This window comes from Agrococcus sp. KRD186, assembly GCF_017168255.1.
Taxonomy (GTDB): domain Bacteria; phylum Actinomycetota; class Actinomycetes; order Actinomycetales; family Microbacteriaceae; genus Agrococcus.
Map to the genome: position 1 here is coordinate 2,308,351 of NZ_JABFAP010000001.1, position 21,775 is coordinate 2,330,125.

Consider the following 21,775-nt stretch of genomic DNA (forward strand, 5'->3'; position numbering starts at 1 on the left):
GCCCATGTCGAGTCGGCATGCAGACGGCACACCGCTGGTGAGTCTGGACCCGTACCGGGCCCAGATCCTCGCCCGCGTCGCCGACCGGATCCTCCCGCCGTTCGACGGGCACCCCGGCGCGACGGAAGCCGGCGTCGTCACGTATATCGATCGCGCGTTGGGCGGTCACGACCACGAGCAGCTCGACGAGTACCGACTCGGCCTCGATCATCTCGCCCGGGCGGCTTCGGAGCTGTTCGACTGCGAGATCGTCGCAGCGAGCGACGATCAGATCGATGAGCTCATCGAACGGCTCGAGCGCAACGAACTGCCCGGGCAGATCCACCCGCCCCAACGCCGGTTCTTCGCGCGCCTGCGCGCCCATGTCCAGGAGGGCATGTTCGCCGATCCCGTTCACGGCGGTAACGCCGGAACGGCCGGCTGGCGATTCCTCGGGCACCCGGGTGTGTGGCTCGACCACAGCGCCGAGGAGAACCTCTCGAGCGAGCCCGTCGATCGGGGCGGCGAGATCCGCACGGCCGCCGACGCGGGCTACCGGATGACCGCTGTGCCCGCCCCAGCCCAGATCCCGGGCTTCGACCCGCAGGCCGGAGCTCGACCGCCCGCCGATGACGCCGACGTGGTGATCGTGGGCATGGGCGCGATGGGCGGCATGGTCGCGCCCCTCCTCACCGCAGCGGGTCTGCGCGTGGTCGGGTTCGAAGCCGGCGGGTGGCGCCAACGTCGCGATTACCGGCCGGACGAGCTCGAGGCCGCGTACTACGCGCGAGCCGGCATGGGCGCAAAGTTCACGTCCGAATCTCCGCGCTGGCGTCGCAACGACGGCGACCCCACCCAGCCCATGACCTACTCCCTCGGACGCATGATGAACGGCGTCGGCGGGACGATCGTGCACTGGGGCGGCGCCCTGCGGCGGTTCCATCCGCACCAGCTCCGGTTCCTCAGCCACGTCGTCGACCGGTACGGCGAGGATGCGCTGCCTGACGGCTCGACCCTCGTCGACTGGCCCCTCTCGTACAGCGATCTCGAGCCGTACTACGAAATCGCCGAACACCTGGCGGGGGTCGCGGGCAACACCGACAATCCGTTCGTCCCGCGGCGCAGCGACTATCCAATGCCGCCGCTGCGACCGTTCCGGAAGGGACAGCTGTTCGCCGACGCGACCTCGCGCCTGCGCTACCACCCGTATCCGACGCCGGCCTGTGTCAACAGCGAGCCGTACAACGGGCTTCCGAGCCTGCGCTATCACGCTTGGGCGGCGGCGTTCGGCGCGTTCGACGACGAACGCTGGAATCCCGGGCTCACCTCCGTGCCCGAAGCGCTCGAGTCGGGCTTGCTCGACCTGCGCACGCAGTGCCGGGTCATCCGAGTGCTCACCGACGCCGACGGCGTGACCGGCGTGGAATACGTCGATGCTCGAGGCGACGTGCAGGTGCAACGCGCTCGGACGGTGATCCTCAGCAGTTACACCTTCGAGAACCTCCGCCTCATGTTCCTGTCCGCGGATGATCGTCACCGCGCGGGCCTGGGGAACTCCGGCGGACAGCTCGGCCGGCACTTCATGGTCAAGCAGTGGGGCGACGTCTACGGCATCGTCCCGGGCGCAACTTTCAACGCGCACACCGGCCCGGCATCTCAGATGGTCACGATGGACGACCTCACCGCCGAATCGTTCGACTCCAGCGCCGGCGGCTTCATCGGCGGCGCAAGTCTCAGCATGGAGAATCAGGTGCTGCCGTTGCAGATCGCCAGGGACCCGCTCCCCGACGATGTGCGGCCCTGGGGCCGCCCGTACCAGGAGCATCTCCGCCGTTGGCAGGACATCACCGCGGTCCGGATCCAGCCCGAAACACTTCCCTACGCCTCCGACTTCGTCGATCTCGATCCCGTCCACCGGGACCGTTCGGGGCTCGGACTGCCCGTCCTGCGGGTCACGACGGACATGCGCGCCAACGAGCACCGGCTGCGCGACTTCATGGACGAACGCGCCCGCGACATCCTCAGGGAGATGGGCGCGACGAAGACCTGGTCGAGCGGACGCCTGACCGGGGTCGGGTCCAGTCACGATCTGGGCGGTGCGCGCATGGGCGAGGATCCGCGTACGAGCGTGGTCAGCCCCGACCTCGAAGTGCACGACACGACCGGGTTGTTCGTGCTGAGCGGCGCGACGTTCCCGACCTGCCCCGGGGTGAATCCGCACCTGACGATGATGGCCCTGGGTTTGCGCGCGATGGAGCGTCTCACGGCACGGATCGGAGGCAGCTGAGCCGTGCACGCAGCGGCGGCGTGGCGAGTACGGTGGAACAATGACGCGGACAGACGGCGATCGCACACGGGCGCGGCTCGTCGACGTCGCCGCGCACGCCGGCGTGACCAAGTCGGTCGTGAGCCGTGTCCTTAACGGCGACCGGACGCTCGCCATCCGCCCCGAGACCCGAGAGCGCGTCCTCGCTGCGATCGAGGAGCTCAACTACCGGCCGAGCGCGGCCGCCAGGGCGATCAACGGTGCGGGCGCGAAAGCGATCGCGTTCGTCACACCGAACCTCACCAATCCCGGCATGGCGATGATCAACCGCGGCGCTTGGGAAACGGCCACCGCGAGCGGGTACGTCGTACTCATCGTCGAGGCGGCCGAGACGGTCGCCGCGGCCGACATGTTCGCCGAGCTGGTGCTCGCCGGACGCGTCGACGGCCTTCTGCTCGGGACCCCTCAGCCGCAGACGGGACTCGTCGACCTCCTCGACGCCCACCGCGTGCCGTTCTTGTACGTGAACCGCGCGGCGGCCGGCTCCGGACGCAACGTCAGCCTCGACAATGCGGCGACCAGCCGCGCGGCGGTTGAACACCTCAGCGCCCTGGGGCATACCCGCATCGCGCACATCGCCGGACCCCGTGGCGTCTCGACCGCGGACGAACGAGCGGCCGGGTTCGTCTCGGCCATGGAGGCGCTGCCCTCCGGGACCGCAGGACCGGTCTTGCACGCGGAGTTCTCCGAACGCGACGGAGCCGAAGCCGCCCGCCGCCTGCTCGGGCAGCACCCGGACGTCACTGCCATCTATCTCGGGACTCTGATGCAGACGCTCGGCGCACTCGACACACTCCGTCAGCTCGGTGTCGACGTTCCCAGCCGGATGTCGGTCATCACCGCAGACGACTTCCCGGTCGCCGCCTACCTCGATCCGCCGCTCACGACGATCGAGCTCCCGCTCAGAGAGCTCGGGGCGCGTGCAGCCAGCGAACTGATCGCCCAGCTCAGCGGCGGCCGGCCGCGCGATGTCATGGTCGACTCGACGCCGGTCGTGCGAGTGCGCGCGTCGACGGCCGCGCCCCGCGCCTGACGGTGTGTCGCACCGCAGGAGACCTGCGCGCACGCTGGCTACGATGAAGCGCATGGGAACCGATCAGCCTCGCGCGCGCGTGTCTGACTCGGCAGCCGAGGAGCTCCGGCGACGAATCATGCGTGGCGACTACGAGGTCGGTGTCCGGCTGCCCTCCGAGCAGGAGCTCGCGAGACAACTGGGCGTAGGCCGAAGCTCGATGCGCGAAGCGGTACGCACACTGCAGACCGCCGGGTACCTGCGAAGCACACAGGGTGTCGGAGTCTTCGTCGTCCGTCGCGAGCCGCGCGCCTTCGGCATGGACCAGTCGCTCATGGGCGGGTACACCATGAGTGATTTGTTCGAAGCTCGCGTTGCCATCGAGTCCACCGCGGCTGCTCTCGCGGCGCGCCGGCTGACTGACCACCACCGGGAGTTGCTCGAGTCGATCATCGCGTCCGCGTCGGACCCGGAGATAGACGCGATGAGCTTCGTCGCTCTGGACGCGCGACTGCACCGTCAGGTCGCCGAGGCCAGTGGCAATCCACTGCTGCTGCACATGTGGGAGGGTCTCTCCGCGCAGTTCGAGGAGTACTCGACCAAGGTCATCTGCATGCCGGGCCGCCAGCACCGCGCGCACGAAGACCACCGCTCGATCGTCGAAGCGATCCTCGCCGGCTGCGCGGATCTGGCCGCCGAGCGCGCCCGTGAGCATGTGTTCGCGGTGCAACGAGAACTGCGGGCCGGCGCCACCACGGAGAACTGAAGGCGCCGACGTGCCTCGCGGCTCAGACCAAGATGTCGGCCAGGAGCACGAACGCCAAGACCACCAAGGCGAGCATCGACTGGGCGAGCGTATAGGTCTTCAGCGTGCCCCGGGTGGGCAGCCCGCACAGACTCCGGAGCATCCAGAACACGTTGTCACTGAACTGGCCGCCGAAGCAGCCACCAGCCCCGCGGCGAGCACGACGAGAATCGGAGAGAGACCGAGATCGGCGATGAGGGGAGCGATGATGCCGATGGCCGTCAGGCCGGCGACCGTCTGACCGCCGATCGCCATCCGAAACACCGCCGCGATGCCCCAGACCGTCACGAGCGGAAGCGCCGGGTTCGCATCGAGCAGATCGGCGAGCACCTCCTGCATGCCCGTTCCGACGATAATCGCGCCGAGCGAACCGGCGGCAGCGGTGACGACGAGGATCGTCCCCACGGTCTCGAGCCCGGTTCACCTGCTTCTCCTCAGCCGCCAAGGCCTTTCGGACGACGATGATCACGAGTGCGGTCAGCGTACCCGCCAGCAGGGCGATCACAGGGCTTCCCAGGAACTCGACGATTGGGACCTCAGCCCCCAATGCCGTGGTCATGCTCGACGTGACGATCAGCTCAAGGACGACGATGATCGGCGCGAGAGTCACGAGCAGCGAGGGAAGCCGACCGCCGGTGTCGCCGTCGTCCTCGGCAACCCGGGAACGGCTTCATCCGCGATGTCCTCGTCGAGCGTCGTCTTCCAGCATCCCCCGCGCTCGATCAGCAGGAGATACGCGAACGTCGTCACCATGACCGCTGGGATCGCGGCGAGCAACCCTGGCAGCAGCATCTCCCCGGCGGTCAACTCGAGCATGCCGATGTAGACGAGCATCGCCGGCCCCGGGATCACGAGCGCGCTTCCAGCGGCGAGGCCCATGGCCACAGGCCCTACGAGGGACGCCACCGGTCGACCGGTGCGACGTGCGGCGGTGCGCGCGATCGGAGCCACCAGCGCCAGCAGCACGTCGCAGTCGATCGAAGGCGTGACCGTGGAGAGCGTCAGACTGAATGCGTTTGGCGAACCCTTGGAGCCGGACAGCTTCACGATACTGCCGGCGATGCGTTCCACGGCCCCGTACACTGACATCAGCGTGCCCATGACGATGCCCAGGCTGATCAGGAGGCCGAGCTCGGCCACCAGCGCACCGAAGCCCTGGTTCACCCCGTGGACCACGTCGGCGAACGACATTCCCGAAGCGAGCCCCAGCACGATCGTGCCGCAGAGCAACGCGATGGCCGGGTTCACGCGAAGCCAGACGATGGCTCGCCCGATTGCGAGGCATACGAGGATGAAGAGCGCGGTCAGCCCAGCTGCTGACTGTGTCACCGCTTTCGACTCGGGCCAGCGCCGGACGACGCACCGGATTCGCGGGAAATGCCCCGCGTCAACGGCACGACTCCTCAGACAACTTGACACAGTATGCAACCGCTTAAGCGCTGTCAATCCGAGAGGAAGAACCTGAGGATCGAGCCTGTATGTGGCACCGGCAACCACTCCTCTGAGGACCTGTTACAGTTTCCCTGCACCTGCAGCGAAAGGCATCCCTATGAAGATTGCGCGCGTCGAGACCTTCATCCTGAAGGCCCCCCTCGGGTCTGACACGTTCTTCTCCTCTCAGGCAGCGTTTCCTGAGCGCACCAGTCTCTTGGTTCGGCTGACGACCACCGATGGCATCACCGGATGGGGCGAAGGCGGTCAGTACGGCCCGGCGGAACCCGTAAAGTCATGCGTCGACGACGTCCTCGCCGCCCAGCTCCTCGCGATGCCCGACGCGTCGCCCGGAGTGGTCTGGGAGACGCTCTACTCGCGCACTCGCGACTTCGGCCAGAAGGGTACCTACGTCGAGGCGCTCAGCGCGATCGACATCGCCCTCTGGGACATCCTCGGCAAGTCGCTCGGGGCGCCCGTCTCAGCGCTGATCGGCGGACGATTCCGCGACAGCGTCAAAGCGTACGGGACGGGGGGCTACTACTCCTCGACTGAATTCGACGCCGATCGCGACCTGCCGGCACTGGCGGAAACCGTATCGCGGTACGCCTCTGACGGCTTCGGCATGCTGAAGCTCAAGGTTGGGCTCCTGGCGGTCGCGCAAGATGCCCGACGCATCGCGACGGTCCGCGAAACGCTCGGCGACGATTTCGCCCTCCTCGCCGACGCGAACCACGCCTACAGCGCCAGCACCGCGGTGGCGATCGGCCGCGAGCTCGAGGCCAATGGCTTCCTGTTCTTCGAGGAGCCGGTGCCGCCGGAGGACCGCGAGGGATACGCCCGGGTCCGCTCCCGTTTGGACATCGCGATCGCCGGCGGCGAGGCGGAATACACCCGCTACGGCTTCCGCGACTTCATCGAGGCTGGCTGCGTCGACATCCTTCAGCCCGACATCTGCGTGTGCGGGGGCATCTCCGAAGTACAGAGGATCGCGACGCTCGCCTCGACGCGCAATATGCGCGTCATCCCACACGTCTGGGGATCGGGCATCGCCCTGGCCGCCGCATTGCAGGTGTGCAGCACCCTGCCCCTGACGCCGTACACACACGTGCCGGTGCCGCTACAGAACGAACCGGTCATCGAGTTCGACCGAACCCGCAACCCGCTCCGCGACGAACTGCTCACCGAAGGGTTCGCACTTGAGGACGGACGTGTCCGCGTGCCCGACTCGCCCGGACTCGGTGTGAACGTCGACCTGTCGGTCGTCGAGCACTACCGCGTGGACGCCGGTGCACCAGCGTCGGCGATGTGACGTCTGGCGACGCAGAGTCCTGTCAGAGACAGCTCACAGCTCAGTTCTCAGGAAGATCGTGCGCAATTGCCAGTGAATTCCAGCGCATCACGACTCGCTGGACTTAGCGGATCCACGTGACCCCTCAAGACGTGAGCCATAGTGCTGCCCGCTTCGCTGCCACTCGGGGACTTCCGCTTCTCGGCGCTTGAAACTACTAGATCTCGCTCGCTATCGCTCGCGAGCCGACGGCGATGTGTCAATATAACGACGGTTTCTGGGTGGGTCCAGATCACTCAATCTTCGTGCGTTGTTTTGGCACGAGAATTGGTACGAGTGACAGGGACCTAATCGGCCGATAGAGCCCTGAACGCGAGCGTCCAGTACTCGACATCGGCTACGCGGCAGAATCCGGCCCGATACGCATCGCCGACATGGTGAAGCCTGCGAACAGCGTGTCCGTGCTGCTGGGCGAAGAGCGGCATGGCCTATGGCAGCCCGCCCGATATTGCCTTGCCGATCGCCGGCGAAAGTCGACTTACCAGGAGAAACTCGCAGACGGGTCTGCCGACTCCAAGTATCAAACGGGAGAGCGTGTCCATACTCGATTGCCGAGCCCGAGTTCGAGCTGTGCCAGCTCCAGCTGAGTCGGCCACCGACGACCATCAACCCAGCTCTGCATCTCCGTCGCGGGAATGCCGGTGCGCGGGCCGACCTCATCGACACCTAAGTCGTCCACCGCCGTCTTTACACGCAACACAACTAGACGAACCCTCTCCGCTTCCTCAGTGAAGCAGTTTTCATTCGGCCAGTCGTTGCTCGTGATCGAGGGAGGCACACGCCCTGTCCACCGTTCGATCAGGAAGTCCGCGAGACCATTCGCAGAAATCACCATCCGGTCGCATTCAGCGTCCCACGCAGCATCGCGTCGCGGCCAGAGCGAGACGCCCAGTCCATCCTCAAGGCTTGCCAAATCGACAGCAGCCGTCTACAACTACACCCGGCCAGCGTGAAGTGATATGCCGCAAGGGGGCACCGTCGGACGGCGAACCGATCGAGTGTGATCGCCTCATACAAGCGGAACACAGATGGATGTCACGTATGCGTACTGCGAGAACTGATCTTCGGCGTGAACGACATCGCCACCCTCTACGCGATGTCGGCGCGCTGCAGGCGGATGGCGGCCAGGCCGACCAGCACGGCCTCGCCGCCGGAGAGGGCCGCGATCGGCCTGCGCAGCAGCTCGGCCCCGCGGGTGCGCTCGAGCGCCGGCAGCCCGAGCGCCGCGAACTCGGCGAGCGCCTCGGACTCGATGCCCCAGCGGTCGCCGACCTGGTCGAAGCGCTCGGGCGCGACGTCGCCCGACTCGATCGCCTCGATCGCGCCGAGGAGCCCTGCGATGCCGAGCGCATCCGCCACCGTGCCCGAGCCGAGCGCGAGCTCCTGCGGCAGCGTCGCGACGGTGCCGTGCAGCTGCACCTCGCCGGAGGCAGGGGTGAGCTCGCCCGCGATCAGCCGCAGGAGCGTGGACTTGCCGGCGCCATTGCGGCCGACCAGGCCGGTGCGGCCGTGGCCGAGCGCACCGGAGACGCCGTCGAGCACCGGGGTGCCGTCGGGCCAGGAGAAGTGGACGCGCGTGAGCGCGATGGCGGGATGTGCCAAGAGAGATCCTCCGAGAGCGTGGGGTGCGCTGACGGATCGATCGACCGTGCGTGTGCGGTCGGGTCAGCGCGGGGTCGCGGCTCCCTGGATCTCGGTCATCTCGGCTCTTCTCATGCGGAGGACGCGGGCACTGACACCACTCGCGATTGCGCAGGAGACGCTACGCGACGCGCGCGCGGGAGGCAAGGGCAGATGTTGTCGGGCCACGGATGCGTCGGGCCTGCGGGTGCGTCGGGCTTGCGGATGCGTCGGGCCTGCGGATGCGTCGCGTCTGCGGATGCGTCAGCGTCGCGTCGCGCGCACGACCACGTCGTGCAGCAGTCGCGGCCGGCCCGCGCGATCGGGCACCTCGCGCTCGCGCTCCTGTGCGGTCTCGACGCTCCAACGATCGGGATCGAGCAGCGCCGCCACGTCGCTCGCGCGGACCGTCGCCTCGATGGGGGACTGGGACTCCCGCGCGTGCTCCCCCGCACGCGCGCCCGGATGGGCGCCCGCATGCCCACCCGCGTGCTCGTCCGCATGCGCCCCGGTGCGCTCGCCCCCGGTCGCCGAGCCGTGGCTGTGGTCGTGCGCGTGCCCGCCGCCCCGCAGGTGACCGACGATCAGCAGCGTGCCGCCGGGCGCCACCCATTCGGCGATGCGCGCGTAGAAGTCGAGCTGCGGAATGTCGGGGTGCGCGTAGAAGGTCGTCACGAGGTCGAACGGCTCCGCCGGCTCCCAGCGCCCCAGGTCGGCCTCGAGCCAGGTGACGCTCGCGCCCTCGCGCGGGGCGCGTGCCCTGGCCCGCTCGAGCGCCTCGGCGGAGATGTCGGCGCCGGTGACCCGCCAGCCGCGGCGGGCGAGCGCGATGGCCTCGGCGCCCTCGCCGCAGCCGGCGTCGAGCGCGGTGCCCGGCTGCAGGGCGCCGAGCTCACTGGCGATGCTGGGGTGCGCCGGCACCTGCCGCTCTGCGCCGCCCGTACCAGTCTCGCGCCAGTGCTGCCGCCAGTAGTCGGCGTCGAAGTCGTGGCTCACGGTGGCTCGTCAGCGCTGCGGCTCGGGCTCGGTCACGTCGGCGACCGTCGCCGAGAGGTGCTGCGTGAGCGCATGCCCGTCGACCGTCGCGGCGACGCCGTGGTCGCCGGCGCCGATGGAGACGCGGCGGCCGAGCACCCGCTCGTCGGCGACGACCGGCAGCGGCTGCTTCGTGCCGAAGGGCGTGATGGTGCCGCGCCGGAAGCCGGTCACCTCGAAGGCCGCGTCGGCATCCGGCATCGACAGCCGGTTGACGCCCAGCAGCGCCCGCAGCTTCGGCCAGGAGATCGTGCGATCGCCCGGCACGAGCACCAGCAGATGATCGTCCTCGCCGCGCCGCACGACCATCGTCTTGATGATGTCGGCCGGCTCGACGCCGCGGGCCTCCGCCGCCTCGGCGAGCGAGCGGACCATCCCGTGGCGCGTCACCTCGTGCTCGAGACCGGATGCGGCAAGCGCCTCGAGTGCGAGGTTCGTGTCAGCCATGCGCCCAGGCTACGCCGACGCGCTCAGGCCGCGCCGACGAGCGCGTCGACCAGGCCGGCGGCGCTCGGGTGCTTCGCGATGGCCGCCACCTGCAGACCGCTGCGACCGCAGTCCTCGGCGGTCTGCTCGCCGATCGCGATGATCCGCGTGGCGGGCGCGAGGCCCAGCCGCGCGACCTGCTTCGCGACCGATCCCGAGGTCACGAGCACCGCGTCGATCGGCGTCTCGGCGGGCTCGACCGCCGTCAGCACGCCCTCCGAGCCGTCCTGCCCGGCCGCCTGCATCTCCTCCTGCTGCCGCAGCGCATCCGCATCGATGACGGGCATCGCGCCCGTCTCGATCGCCTCGACGAGCTGGTCGGCAGAGTGGAACACCGGGCTCGTGCGGTAGGCGACGACCTCGCTCAGCTGCATGCCGTGCTGGCGCAGGCCGTCGGCGATCGTGGGCTTCGCGTCGAGCGCGTGCGGCCACAGCACTCGCCCCTCGCGGATGGGCCACTCGTCCACCAGGCCCGCTGCCGACTGCTTCGTGGGGATGAAGGCCACCGGCACGCCGCGCTCGCGCAGGGCGGCCGCGGTGACGTTGCCGACCGCGGCGACCGACACCGACGCCGGCACCCGCGGCAGCACCCGCACGGTCGACTGGCTGGTGACGACGAGCCAGTCGAAGCGGCCGTCGGCGAGGTGGCCGAACATGGCCTGCAGCTGCTGCTGGTCCTCGGCCGGCTCGATCTGCACCAGCGGCAGGATGAGCGGCTCGAAGCCGGCCTCGGTGACGCGCCGGGCGACGTCGTCGCCCCAGCTGCCGCCGCGGGGGATCAGGACGCGCATGGGTCTCCTTGCGGTGTTCGGTCGCTTTGCATCCAATCACCGACGGCGGATGCGTCGGGTCGCCGTTCGCGCGTGGCGCACGATCCGCGCGCCGCCGACGCGCGGTCGCGGCGCGAAGCCGAGCACCGACGCCGTCAGTCGCTCGATCGCTCGATCGCGTGCTCGCCCGCCTGGGGCACGGGCTCGCGACCGCGAGTGCCGAGGGAGAGAACCGCGAACGCGACCGCGACGATCGCGCACGTCACCGCAGCGATCGCGGATCGCTCGCCGCCCTGATCGAGCAGCACGAGACCGAGGCACAGCAGGCTGACGACGGCGAGGATCGTGGCGATGGACCGCATAGCGCCAAGGTACCGGCCTCGTGTCCTGGTACCCCCCGATCGATGGGATCGCGCGTGTCAGAGCTCGTCGTAGATCGAGCTGCGGTGCCCGGCGGCGAGCACGAGGACGAGCAGCCGCGCGTCCTCGACCGTGTAGACCACGCGGTAGTCGCCGACGCGGATCCGGAGGTACCCGGTATAGCCGGTGAGCGCCTTCGCACTGGCGGGTCGGGGGTCGTCCTGCAGCAGTGCGAGCGCAGCGAGCAGGCGCGCCTGGGCGGTCCGATCGAGCTTGCGGAGTGCCTTGGCTGCGCGCTTGGAAAGCTCGACGCTGTAGCGCTCAGCCAAGGTTGAAGCCGAGCTCGCGAGCGAGCTGCGCCAGTGGCACCGTCTCCTCGCCGGCCTCGATCGCGCGGGCGGCCTCGGACGCGGCTGCCGCGTCCTGCGCTTCTTCGAGCGCGGCGAGTGCACGACGGGAGAGCTCGACATCCATCACGACGACCGTCTCGCGGCCGTGCTCGGTGATCGTGATCGGCTGGCGCCGGGCGGCGTCGAGCGTCTGGGCCCAGCGCTGGCGGGCAGCAGTCGCGGGAATCGTGGTCATAGCGAAATTGTACATTTGAGCATGAGTTGTGGCAATGGCCGTCCGCTGCCCCGCCGCGCTCGAGCGCGCCTCAGCCGACGCTGCCGTGGATGAGGTCGGCCGCGCCGGCCTCCATCAGCTCGGAGACCGCGCGCCCGGCGACATCGTGCGCCGCCTCCGCGTACTCGGCAGCCGTGCGCTCGTCGAGCGTGTAGGCGTGGGATGCGGTGAGCCGCTTGGTGCCGTCGGTCGCGTACGCGCTCGCCGTCAGGAAGAGCATCCCGTCGGCGACCTCCGCGTGCGCGCCCAGCGGCGCCGCGCAGCCGGCCTCGAGCCCCGCCAGCACATGCCGCTCGGCCTCGACCGCCGCGCGGGTGGCGGCGTGGTCGGTCTTCGCGACCGCCCTGCGGGCTACCGCGTCACCCGCGCGGATCTCGACGGCGAGCGCGCCCTGGCCGGGCGCGGTCGGGAAATCGATGAGCTCGAGCGTGTCGGTCGCCTTGCCGTCGAGGCCGAGGCGCTTGAGGCCCGCGAGCGCGAGCACCACCGCGTCGAGGTCGACGCCCTCGCCGGTCTCGGCATCGCCCAGCGCGCGGGCGATGCGCGTCGGCACGTTGCCGCGCAGGTCGACCACCTCGAGGTCGGGGCGCGCGGCGCGCAGCTGCGCCATGCGGCGCGGCGAGCCGGTGCCCACCTTCGCGCCCTCCGGCAGCTGCGCGAAGGTCAGCCGGTCGCGGGCGACGAGCGCGTCGCGCGCGTCCTCGCGCTTCGAGATCGCGGCGAGCTCGATGCCCTCGGCCGCGCCCGTCGGCAGATCCTTCAGCGAGTGGACGGCCACGTCGACGGTGCCGTCGAGCAGCGCGTCGCGCAGGGCGGAGACGAACACGCCGGTGCCGCCGATCTGCTGCAGCGAGGAGCGGTCGGTGTCGCCCTGCGTGGTGATCGGCACGAGCTCGACCTCACCCGCGAAGCGCTTCGCGAGCGCCGCGCACTGCGCCATCGCGAGCTCGGAGCCGCGTGTGCCGACCTTCAGCACGCCGCTCACGGCTGCAGCCCGGCGATCGCGGGGCGGAAGCCCAGGCGCGGGTTCTCGCAGCAGCCCGGCCGGCACACGTCGTACCAGGCGGGGATGGACGTGACGGCCTTCCGCTCGGCGGCCGGCCTGCCCTCGAGCCGCTCCTGCACGAGGTCGACGAGCGCGCCCACGTACTGCGCATCGACGCCCGGCGTGGGCGCGCGCCGCACCCACAGCCCGGCCTCGGTGGCCGTCTCGATGGCCTCCTCGTCGAGATCCCACATGACCTCCATGTGGTCGCTCACGAAGCCGAGCGGCACGATCACCACGGCTTTGCGCCCCTGCAGCTCGCCGATCGCGTCGTTGATGTCGGGCTCGAGCCATGGCTGCGAGGCGGGCCCTGAGCGCGACTGGTAGACGAGCTGCCAGGCGAGGCCGGGTGCCGCCTCGGCCATCACGTGCTCGGCGGCAGCGAGGTGCTGGCCCTCGTAGCCGCCGCCGGGCCCCCACTGGTGCAGATCGGGCGCGCCCGAGCGCTCGGCGTCAGCGGTGGGGATGGAGTGGGTGGCGAAGAGCACCTCGATGTCGGCATCCGCGAAACCGGCAGCCCGTGCCTCGTCGACGGATGCGCGCACACCGTCGACGAAGGGAGCCAGGAACCCGGGGTGGTTGAAGAACTGGCGGACCTTGTCGATCTGGATCGTGCCCTGCAATCCCGTCGCCTCCAGCGCATCCGCCCAGTCCTCGCGGTACTGCCGGCATGACGAGTAGGAGGAGTAGGCGGAGGTGGGGATGGCGAGCAGCGTCGTGGCGCCGGCGTCGGCGGCCTGCTGCAGCGCCTCGTCGAGGTAGGGCGCCCAGTTGCGGTTGCCCCAGTAGACCGGCAGGTCGACGCCCGCCGCGGCGAGCGCGCCCTCGAGGGCGGCCTTCAAGTCGCGGTTCTGCTGGTTGATCGGGCTGACGCCGCCGAAGTGGCGGTAGTGGGTGGAGACCTCCTCGAGGCGCTCGTCGGGGATGCCGCGGCCGCGGGTGACGTTGCGCAGGAAGGGGATGACGTCGTCCTGCCCCTCCGGGCCGCCGAAGCCCGACAGCAGGATGCCGTCGTAGGCGACCGGCTCCTCCACGTGCTCGGGGCCGGCCTGCGCGGCGGGGGTCGCGCTCGGCACGGCCGCGCCGGGCTCGAGGTGCACGCCGGTGGCCGAAGCGGGCTTGGTCTCGCGGCGGGCCTGCTCGGCCTGCTGCTCCTGCGCCTGCTGCTGCTCGACCTGCAGCTGCAGCGGCTGCGCCTGCCCGCCCTGCGCCTGCGCCTGCGCACCGCCGCAGCATCCGCCGCCGCAGCATCCGCCCGACTGCTCCATCTGGGTCTCGCTCACGCGAGCACCTCCTCGATCTCGTCGGCGCCGATGCGGCGGCCGGTGAAGAAGGGGATCTCCTCGCGCACGTGCATGCGGGCGTCGACCGCGCGCAGCTCGCGCATCATGTCGACCAGCTCGGTGAGCTCGTCGGACTCCAGTGGCAGGATCCACTCGTAGTCGCCCAGCGCGAACGCCGAGACGGTGTTGGCCACCACGCCCCGGTAGGCGGCGCCGGCACGGCCGTGCTCGGCCAGCATGCGGCTGCGCTCGGTCGGCTCCAGCAGGTACCAGTCGTAGGAGCGGTTGAAGGGGTAGACGGTCGCCCACGCCTTCGGCTCGACCCCGGTCAGGAAGCCGGGCACGTGGCGCTTGTTGAACTCCGCGTCGCGGTGCACGCCCATCGCTCCCCACACCTGCTCGGTGCCCGCGAGCTCGCGGGAGCGACGGATGCGACGCACGGCCGCCTGCAGCGCCTCGGGACGCGTGCTGCCACCGGGCGTGCCGTGCATCCAGACCAGGATGTCGGCGTCGGCGCGCATGCCGGAGATGTCGTAGATGCCGCGGGTGACCACGCCCTGCCCTGCGAGGGCGGCGAGCTCGTCGGCCAGCGCGGGGCGACCCGAGCCATGCGCAGCGTGCGCCTGGCCGCCGCGCTTGAACACTGCCCAGATGGTGAAGCCGTCGCCGATGGGCGTCTCGTCGCTCATGTGTCTCCTCGCTTGTCTGCGTCCGCCGCGGCTGCGGCTGTGTCGTCGAGCGCCTCATCGGGCGCGATGTCTGCCGTCCAGGGGCTGCCGGGCTCGGCGAAGCGCTCGCGGCGGATCTCGAGCGCTGCCCTGCGGGCGTCGGGCACGACCTGCGCCAGGCCCGTGCCGGCGACCGCGGCGCCGACCACGAGCAGGTTCTCGTGCTCGGCCGCGGCATCCCGCAGCGCCTGCTGCCGCTGCCGGGCGCCGATGATGCTCGCGGGCTGGCCCTGCTGCCAGCGCACGCGGGCGCTCGCGAGCGGCTGGGGCAGCGCGGTGCCGAAGATGGCCCGGGCGTCCTCGAGCGCCAGCGCGGCGGCGGCGGCGGCGTCGAGCCCTGCCGTCGCGGGTGCGGCGGTGCCGGAGCCGTACGAGAGGCGCACGATCTCGCGGCCGCCCGCGGCCTCGCGCAGCCACGCCCACTTCGCGGTCGCGTGCGTCATCGCCTTCGCGCGCACCTGGGTGGCGTCGGCGGCCACCAGCACGCCGGTGCCGCGCGGATCGCCCTCGATCGCGCCGGCGGGGAAGACCAGGGTGACGAGCTCGACGCTGACGCCTGGGGCAGTCGCAGCGGCCTGGTCTCGTGAGGCCAGCGGCTTCGCCGCGGGCTCCTCGACCGACGTGATGGTCGCCAGCAGGCGGCGCGCCTCGGCTTCGGGGAGCGCGACGACCAGCGACGACGCGGCGTGACTGCCGGCATCCGTCGTCACGAGCCACCCGGAGCCCGTCTCGGCCGCCGACTGGACGCGCTCGCCCGTGCGGATCTCGGCGTGGTGCCCGCGCGCCCGCTCGGCGAGCCGCTCGGCGATGCGGTGGATGCCGCCGCGCAGGCCCTGCACCGCGCTGCCCGGCTTGGCGCCGGTCGCGTCGGATCCGCCGGCGGCCGCGGCGCGCTCCTCGAGCACGAGCGCGACGCCGCCGGAGAGCGAGCCGGTGCGGGTGATGCCGCCGTTGAGGCCCGGCGCGACGACGGCGAGGTCGAGCTGCTCGGGATCGGCTGAGTAGACGCCGCCGGCGAGCGGCGCGACCAAGCGGTCGAGCACCTTCTGCCCCATGCGGCGGCGCACGAGCGGCCCGAGCGCGTCGTCGGTGCCGATGCGCAGCACCGGCATGAGGCGGTCGAGGTGGGCGCGCAGCGCGCCGCCCCAGCCGAGCGCGTCGATGACATCCTGCGCGAGCGGGGTCGAGGGGATGCCCAGCAGCGTGCGCTTCGGCAGCGGCACGGCGCGGTGCGATCCGCCGCTGCCGGGCAGCAGCAGCCAGGCGCCCGCGGGGTTCGGCTCGACGATGTCGTCGGCCATGCCCAGCTCGCCGATGAGCTCGGCGACGGCGCCGCCGCGCACGGCGAACGACTCGGCGCCCGCGTCGAGCGCCAGCGCATCCGACCCGGGGGCGGCCAGCGCGAGCTTCGCCGCCGTGCCGCCGGTTCGCTGCGCCGCCTCGAGCACCAGCACCCGGTAGCCGCGCGCCGCCAGGTCGTGGGCGATCGTCAGGCCCGCGATGCCGGCGCCCGCCACGATCGTGTCGTAGTGCACGGGCCCGTCGGGGGCCGACGCATCCGCCTGCACCGCACCGTCGGGCCGCACGGCGTCGCCGGCCGGCACCGCGTCGTCAGCCGGCACGGTGCCCTCCGCCATCGGTGCGCCGGTGGCCGCGTCGGCGCTCACCGCTCGTGCACCGCCTGCACGATGCGGGTCAGCACCGTCGGGTCAGCCGTCGGCGGCACGCCGTGGCCCAGGTTGAACACGTGCGCGCGGGCGACCGAGCCGGCCATCAGCACATGGTCGATGGCGGCCTCGATGATCTCCCACGGCGCGCCGAGCACCGCCGGGTCGAGGTTGCCCTGCACGCTCACGTCGGCGTCGATGCGCTCGAGCGCGACGTCGAGCGCCACCCGCCAGTCGACGCCCACCGCGTCGACGCCGAGGTGCATGGCGCTGTAGAGCTCGCCCGCGCCGACGCCGAAGTGCACGAGCGGCACGTGGCGGCCGGAGCCGTCAGCGAGGTCGCGCACGTGCTCGAGCGCCAGGCGCGAGGCCGGCGCCACGTGCTCCTGGTACTGATCGAGCGGCAGGGAGCCGGCCCACGAGTCGAACAGCTGGGCGGCGCTGGCGCCCTCGGCGACCTGCGCCCGCAGGAAGCGGCCGGTGACCTCGGCGGCCCAGCGGGTGAGGCGATCCCACGCCTCCGGGTACGAGCGCATGAGGGTGCGCGCCTCGAGGTGATCCTTCGAGGGGCGCCCGGCGACCAGGTACGCGGCGAGCGTGAACGGGGCGCCGGCGAAGCCGATCAGCGGCGTCGTGCCGTCGCCGATCTCGGTCAGGCCGGCGACCGTCTGCCGCACCGCCTCGCGCACCGGCTCGAGCGCGGCGTCGAGGACGGCCGGGTCGCTGGCGATCAGCCGCTCGACGTCGTCGGGCGTGCGGATGGGCTCGGCCACCACGGGCCCGACGCCCGGCTCGATGCGCACGTCGACGCCCGCGAGCTTCAGCGGCACCATGATGTCGCTGAAGAAGATGGCCGCGTCGACGCCGTGGCGGCGCACCGGCTGCAGGGTGATCTCGCTCGCGAGCTCCGGCACCAGGCAGGTCTCGAGCATGTCGCGCGCGGGCGAGTCGGTGCGGGCGCGCAGCTCGCGGTACTCGGGCAGCGAGCGGCCCGCCTGTCGCATGAACCAGACGGGCGTGACGTCGGGGCGGTCGCCGCGATAGGCGCGCACCAGGCCGGAGGCGGCGGTGCGCGTGTTGAGCGGGTGGTCTTCACGGAGCGCAGGCATCGCCTTCATTCTCCCACCTTCGGCGCGCCGCGGCGGCCCCGCGTCGGACACCGCCGCGCGCTGCAGCCCGGCTCATGGTTGAGCGGCGGGTGCGCTCAGCGCCGCGTACACCGGACGCAGCGCATCGGCGAGAGGGCGCGAGCGCACCATGACATCCACCGGTGGCAGTTGATCCACCAGCAGCGCGCCACCCGAGTGGCTGCGCCGGAGGGGCACGGGCGAGGGCGAGACGAAGAAGATGTCGAGCACGTCCGTGAGCGGTGCTCCCACAGGTGCCCGATGCTCGCTCGTGGAGTCCGCCTGATGCATCCGCCCCAGCAGTTCCTCGCGCTCTCGTCCGCGCCAGGCGAGGATGCGGAACGGGTCGTCATCGAACCGTTCGGCCAGCAGATAGAACACCGCCGCGAGATGCTTGCAGGGCACCTCCCAGTCAGGGCAGGAGCAGTCCATGCTCAGCTCAGCCGCGCCGCGCGGGAAGAGCGAGAGCCCGACCGCGGCGAAGACGTCCTCGATGTCGGCGGGCATCTCCCCGGCCAGCAGGGAGGCCACGAACCAGGCGTTCCCGGCGAGCGCCTCCTCCACTGATGCCCACTCGGCCTTGCCGAACGCCGTGATGCCGATGCGCACCCGGTATGGCCTCGCGCGTGAGCCCTGCACGCTCGCGACGACGCTCCCGGCATCGATGTCGAGGGAGATCACCTGCCCGCGGCGGGCATAGTTGCGACCGCGCTGCAGGCGTCCCCCCACGCCCAGCCCCTCGAGCACCTCGATGAATCGCCCGGACCACCAGCTGGTGCCGATGGCGCCCCGCACGCTCCTGGCTTTGACGCCGCCCTCGACACTGCGCGGGGTCGATGGCGGGAAGAACGGCGACTGATAGCTGCGTCTACTCACCGACGGCCTCCTTCGACAGGGCGAACAGGTCGCGCAGGCTCGCGGTCGACAGCTCGGTGAGCCACCCCTCGCCGTCGCCGACCACCATGTTCGCCAACGCTCGCTTCTCCTCGATCATGGTGTCGATCCGCTCCTCCAGCGTGCCCCGGCAGATGAACTTGCGCACCTGCACACGTCGCTGCTGGCCGATCCTGAACGCCCGGTCGGTGGCCTGGTTCTCGACGGCGGGATTCCACCATCGATCGAGGTGGATGACGTGGTTGGCTGCCGTCAGGTTGAGTCCGGTGCCGCCGGCCTTCAGCGACAGCAGGAAGACGGATGGTCCGTCGTCGGACTGGAACTGGCGCACCAGTTCCGTGCGCTGCTGCCGGGACGTGCCGCCGTGCAGATACGCGACGTCGGTGTCGAGGCGCGCCGCGAGGTGGGGCATGAGCATCTCGGCGAACTCCGTGTACTGGGTGAAGCACAGCACTTTGTCGCCCTCCGCGAGGATCTCCTCCAGGATCTCCTCCAGCCGCATGACCTTGCCGCTGCGCCGCCCGATGGCGGATCGATCGTGCAGCAGCTGGGCCGGGTGGTTGCAGACCTGCTTGAGCTTCGCCATCGCGGCCAGCACGTTGCCGCGGCGCTCGATGCCGTCGGAGCCTTCGATCTTCTCCATCATGTCGTCGACGACCGACTGGTACAGCGATGCCTGCTCGCTCGTGAGCGTGTAGTACTGCTTGATCTCGATCTTCTCGGGCAGGTCGTCGATGACGGCGGGATCGGTCTTCACGCGACGCAGCAGGTAGGGCCGGGTGATCGCGCGCACCCGCCGGGCTGCCGTGTCATCGCCGTACCGCTCGATGGGGATCGCATACCGGGTGCGGAACTGCTCTGGCGAGCCCAGCATCCCGGGGTTCAGGAAGTCCATGATCGACCACAGCTCGCCGAGCCGGTTCTCCACCGGGGTGCCGGTCAAGGCGATGCGATGGTCGGCAGTCAGTCGCTTGACCGCCTTCGCCGCACGGGAGAGCCGATTCTTCACCGCCTGTGCCTCATCGAGGACGACGCGGTTCCAGGTGCGCGCCGCGAACTGCTCGACATCTCGGGTCAGCGTCGCGTACGTGGTGACCAGCATGTCGATGCCGTCCATGGCCGCATCGAAGTCCTCGCCGCGCATCCGGTCCGAACCGTGGTGCACCCGCATCCGCAGTCCGGGAGCGAATTTCGCGGCCTCGGCCTCCCAGTTGCCGATCAGCGACATCGGGCACACCAGCAGCGTCGGACCAGCTCCCGGATGGGCCTGCCGGCGCACCGACTCCAGCGCCAGCAGCTGCACCGTCTTGCCGAGCCCCATGTCGTCGGCCAGGCAGCCACCGAGGCCGAGATCGGCGAGGAAGCTCAGCCACGACAGTCCGCGCTCCTGGTAGGGGCGGAGCGTCGCCCTGAAGTCCTCCGGCAGGGAGACGCGCTGGACGATGGCATCCGCCGAACCCTCCAGCAGCGCACCGAGCCAACCCTCGGCGCTGACTTCGGCGACGGGGAGGGGCAGGCCGAGGTCGTCGGGATGCGCGGCGGCCAAGGCCAGCACCTCCGCGACGGTGCCGCGTCCCTCCGCTTCGCGCTGAAGGAAGTCGATGCCCCGGCGCAGCTGCTCGGTGTTGACCGCCACCCACTGGCCGCGCAGCCGCACCAGCGGCGCCTTCGCCTCGGCGAGAGCCGCGATCTCCTCCTCGGTGAGGGAGTGCTCGCCGACGGCGAGGCTCCACTCGAAGTCGCACAGCTGCTCGCGACCGAACGCGGTCGCCTTGCCTGTGTCATCGCCCATCGGGGTGGACGCCGACAGCCGCAGCCCGAGCCTCGCCCGCTGCCCCCACCAGGAGGGCAGCATGACCCCGAACCCCGCCTCGTCCAGGGCGGGCGCTGCCTCGTCAAGGAACGCGAATGCGGCTTCTGCGTCGAGGTCGAGGCCTGTCGGGCGCGCCTGGCGCATCCCCGATTCCAGGCCGCGGTAGACACGTGCAGCCTTGCCCAGCTCACTCAGCAGCACTTCCTGCGGACGCCCGAGCCAGCGCGCGAGCGCACCGTCATCCCGCCAGACCTGCTCGGCGGGGACCACCAGGCTCGGGTCTGCCGAGGACTGCAGCAAGAACTCCAGCCGCCATGGGTGGGCGCCGGGAGCGGTGCCCTGGGCGGGTGCAGCATCGACGTCTCCGGTCTCGCCGTCGGGATCGGGACCGGAAGCCTCGGTGAGCCTGAAGGTGGCGCGCGCCGGAGCACCGGCTTCCCGCGCGTAGCCTGCCCAGGGCAGGAGCGACTGCTCGAGCCCGGCGAGTTCCGGGGCAGACATGCGGATGCGCGGGTCCGGCGTTCGGAGTGCCTCCAGCCACGCTTCTGCCGCGCGCGGCTGGAGCGGCTTGCGCCCGCGACGCGGCGGCAGCATCGCCAGGTCGACCGGCAGACGGTGCCGAACCGCGGCGTCGGTCAGGGTGTCGAGTGCCACCGCGATCAGTGCGCCAGCGTCCTGCGCGCCAGGTGCGGCCCGGAATGCGGGCGGTGTGGCCGCGATCAGATCGCCGAACGCGAGTGCATCCGCCCCGCGGAGCACCGCGCGCCATCGGGCCTCGGCCGAAGGAGCACCCTCGGTGCCGGAGGCCCAGACGATCTCCGGGAGCACCCGGCCGCGCTCGGCAAGCTCGGCGGCGAATCGCGCCAGTTCGCCGAGGAACCGCGCCGAGGGTGCGATGCGCGCGTCGCCCACGTCGGTCAGCGCATCGTCCACGGACTCCTCAGCGTCCATGTCCTCTGCTGCATCCGGGAAGCGGTCGGGGAAGAGCGCCGAGGCGAGCGCCGTGCCGCCCTGTGCAGCGGAGTCCGGGTCGGCCATGGCCGTCAGCCCCGCCGGTGCCAGCCAGAGGACGGGCACCGTCCACGGCAGCAGGGAAGGATCGCTGGAGCGCTCCGGCCGCGGAACCGTTCGCACGAGTTCTGGCGAGTCCAATGGCGAGCGCCGCAACGACGGCAGCAGCAGTGCGGTGCTACCGGCTTCGCCGGGCTGCAGCGCGGCCAGCGCATCTGCCGGGGCCGCGAAGGGATGAGGCCGAGCCGTCCTGAGCGACTGGCTGGGACTCATCACGGTCTGCTCGGAGTCCTCGGCCCACAGGCCGGGGCCGTCGTCGAGCGACCAGAACGTGTGGAGCACCAGCAAGCGCGTTGCCTTTCGCGATCGATTGTTCAGCACTGAGCAACGCTACCGATCGGCGATGGG

General features: G+C 70.9%; 20 protein-coding genes and 1 pseudogene. 4 read left to right on the top strand and 17 right to left on the bottom strand.

From position 1 onward, the window contains the following. The first annotated feature begins 4 nt into the window (after positions 1 to 4). From J1M46_RS11320 to J1M46_RS11330, 3 genes are read left to right on the top strand one after another with little or no spacing between them, the layout of a single operon-like run. Positions 5 to 2,266 (top strand): GMC family oxidoreductase, encoded by a 2,262-nt coding sequence (locus J1M46_RS11320; RefSeq protein WP_206447895.1) that lies wholly within the window; start codon positions 5 to 7, stop codon positions 2,264 to 2,266. A gap of 40 nt (positions 2,267 to 2,306) precedes the next feature. Further along, on the top strand, positions 2,307 to 3,338 hold the full coding sequence (locus J1M46_RS11325; RefSeq protein WP_241249101.1) for a LacI family DNA-binding transcriptional regulator: 1,032 nt from the start codon (positions 2,307 to 2,309) through the stop codon (positions 3,336 to 3,338). 52 nt (positions 3,339 to 3,390) lie between these two features. Continuing rightward, positions 3,391 to 4,083, top strand: coding sequence for a FadR/GntR family transcriptional regulator (locus tag J1M46_RS11330; protein ID WP_206447897.1), 693 nt, complete (start codon positions 3,391 to 3,393; stop codon positions 4,081 to 4,083). Between the two features lie 22 nt (positions 4,084 to 4,105). Here J1M46_RS11330 and J1M46_RS11340 read toward each other — a convergent pair. Both J1M46_RS11340 and J1M46_RS11345 read right to left on the bottom strand, forming a co-directional pair. Further along, positions 4,106 to 4,527: pseudogene (locus J1M46_RS11340) on the bottom strand (GntT/GntP/DsdX family permease). Positions 4,528 to 4,728: 201 nt separating this feature from the next. Beyond that, positions 4,729 to 5,619, bottom strand: coding sequence for a GntT/GntP/DsdX family permease (locus J1M46_RS11345; protein WP_342384361.1), 891 nt, complete (start codon positions 5,617 to 5,619; stop codon positions 4,729 to 4,731). A gap of 52 nt (positions 5,620 to 5,671) precedes the next feature. On the opposite strand from J1M46_RS11345, the gene J1M46_RS11350 reads away from it, so the two are divergent. Then, entirely contained in the window at positions 5,672 to 6,865 is a 1,194-nt protein-coding gene (locus J1M46_RS11350) for a mandelate racemase/muconate lactonizing enzyme family protein (RefSeq protein ID WP_206447901.1), read from the top strand. Between the two features lie 559 nt (positions 6,866 to 7,424). On the opposite strand, the gene J1M46_RS11355 is transcribed toward J1M46_RS11350, so the two are convergent. The 15 genes from J1M46_RS11355 to J1M46_RS11415 form a co-directional block, all read right to left on the bottom strand. After that, positions 7,425 to 7,739: a hypothetical protein gene (locus J1M46_RS11355; protein ID WP_206447902.1), complete on the bottom strand. Its 315-nt coding sequence runs from the start codon at positions 7,737 to 7,739 to the stop codon at positions 7,425 to 7,427. Between the two features lie 254 nt (positions 7,740 to 7,993). Further along, on the bottom strand, positions 7,994 to 8,506 hold the full coding sequence (locus J1M46_RS11360) for an ATP-binding cassette domain-containing protein (RefSeq protein WP_206447903.1): 513 nt from the start codon (positions 8,504 to 8,506) through the stop codon (positions 7,994 to 7,996). A 282-nt stretch (positions 8,507 to 8,788) separates the two neighbouring features. Then, positions 8,789 to 9,520, bottom strand: coding sequence for a methyltransferase domain-containing protein (locus J1M46_RS11365; protein ID WP_206447904.1), 732 nt, complete (start codon positions 9,518 to 9,520; stop codon positions 8,789 to 8,791). Positions 9,521 to 9,529: 9 nt separating this feature from the next. Continuing rightward, the gene (locus J1M46_RS11370) at positions 9,530 to 10,006 is read right to left on the bottom strand and encodes an aminoacyl-tRNA deacylase (protein WP_206447905.1); all 477 of its coding nucleotides are present in this window, start codon (positions 10,004 to 10,006) and stop codon (positions 9,530 to 9,532) included. 23 nt (positions 10,007 to 10,029) lie between these two features. Further along, a complete protein-coding gene (locus J1M46_RS11375) occupies positions 10,030 to 10,836 on the bottom strand; it encodes a uroporphyrinogen-III synthase (protein WP_206447906.1) in 807 nt (268 codons plus the stop codon). A 134-nt stretch (positions 10,837 to 10,970) separates the two neighbouring features. Beyond that, entirely contained in the window at positions 10,971 to 11,177 is a 207-nt protein-coding gene (locus J1M46_RS11380; protein ID WP_206447907.1) for a hypothetical protein, read from the bottom strand. Positions 11,178 to 11,234: 57 nt separating this feature from the next. Then, positions 11,235 to 11,504: a type II toxin-antitoxin system RelE family toxin gene (locus J1M46_RS11385; RefSeq protein WP_241249103.1), complete on the bottom strand. Its 270-nt coding sequence runs from the start codon at positions 11,502 to 11,504 to the stop codon at positions 11,235 to 11,237. Next, the gene (locus tag J1M46_RS15460; protein ID WP_241249104.1) at positions 11,497 to 11,760 is read right to left on the bottom strand and encodes a type II toxin-antitoxin system prevent-host-death family antitoxin; all 264 of its coding nucleotides are present in this window, start codon (positions 11,758 to 11,760) and stop codon (positions 11,497 to 11,499) included. Before J1M46_RS15460 ends, J1M46_RS11385 begins: the two co-directional genes overlap by 8 nt. 70 nt (positions 11,761 to 11,830) lie before the next feature. After that, positions 11,831 to 12,784 (bottom strand): hydroxymethylbilane synthase, encoded by a 954-nt coding sequence (gene hemC, locus J1M46_RS11390; protein WP_342384362.1) that lies wholly within the window; start codon positions 12,782 to 12,784, stop codon positions 11,831 to 11,833. Continuing rightward, positions 12,781 to 14,127 (bottom strand): ferrochelatase, encoded by a 1,347-nt coding sequence (locus tag J1M46_RS15465; RefSeq protein ID WP_342384363.1) that lies wholly within the window; start codon positions 14,125 to 14,127, stop codon positions 12,781 to 12,783. The genes hemC and J1M46_RS15465 overlap by 4 nt, the downstream gene beginning before the upstream one ends. Further along, complete coding sequence (gene hemQ / locus J1M46_RS11395; protein WP_206447910.1) at positions 14,124 to 14,816, bottom strand: hydrogen peroxide-dependent heme synthase; 693 nt, start codon at positions 14,814 to 14,816, stop codon at positions 14,124 to 14,126. Before hemQ ends, J1M46_RS15465 begins: the two co-directional genes overlap by 4 nt. Further along, positions 14,813 to 16,522: a protoporphyrinogen oxidase gene (gene hemG, locus J1M46_RS11400; RefSeq protein WP_342384364.1), complete on the bottom strand. Its 1,710-nt coding sequence runs from the start codon at positions 16,520 to 16,522 to the stop codon at positions 14,813 to 14,815. Before hemG ends, hemQ begins: the two co-directional genes overlap by 4 nt. Beyond that, positions 16,519 to 17,631, bottom strand: a complete 1,113-nt coding sequence (gene hemE / locus J1M46_RS11405; protein ID WP_241249105.1) for a uroporphyrinogen decarboxylase — start codon at positions 17,629 to 17,631, stop codon at positions 16,519 to 16,521. The genes hemG and hemE overlap by 4 nt, the downstream gene beginning before the upstream one ends. Positions 17,632 to 17,703: 72 nt before the next feature. Further along, positions 17,704 to 18,258: an SWIM zinc finger family protein gene (locus J1M46_RS15470; protein ID WP_342384365.1), complete on the bottom strand. Its 555-nt coding sequence runs from the start codon at positions 18,256 to 18,258 to the stop codon at positions 17,704 to 17,706. A gap of 259 nt (positions 18,259 to 18,517) precedes the next feature. Then, positions 18,518 to 21,709: a DEAD/DEAH box helicase gene (locus J1M46_RS11415; RefSeq protein ID WP_342384415.1), complete on the bottom strand. Its 3,192-nt coding sequence runs from the start codon at positions 21,707 to 21,709 to the stop codon at positions 18,518 to 18,520. Positions 21,710 to 21,775 lie beyond the last annotated feature (66 nt).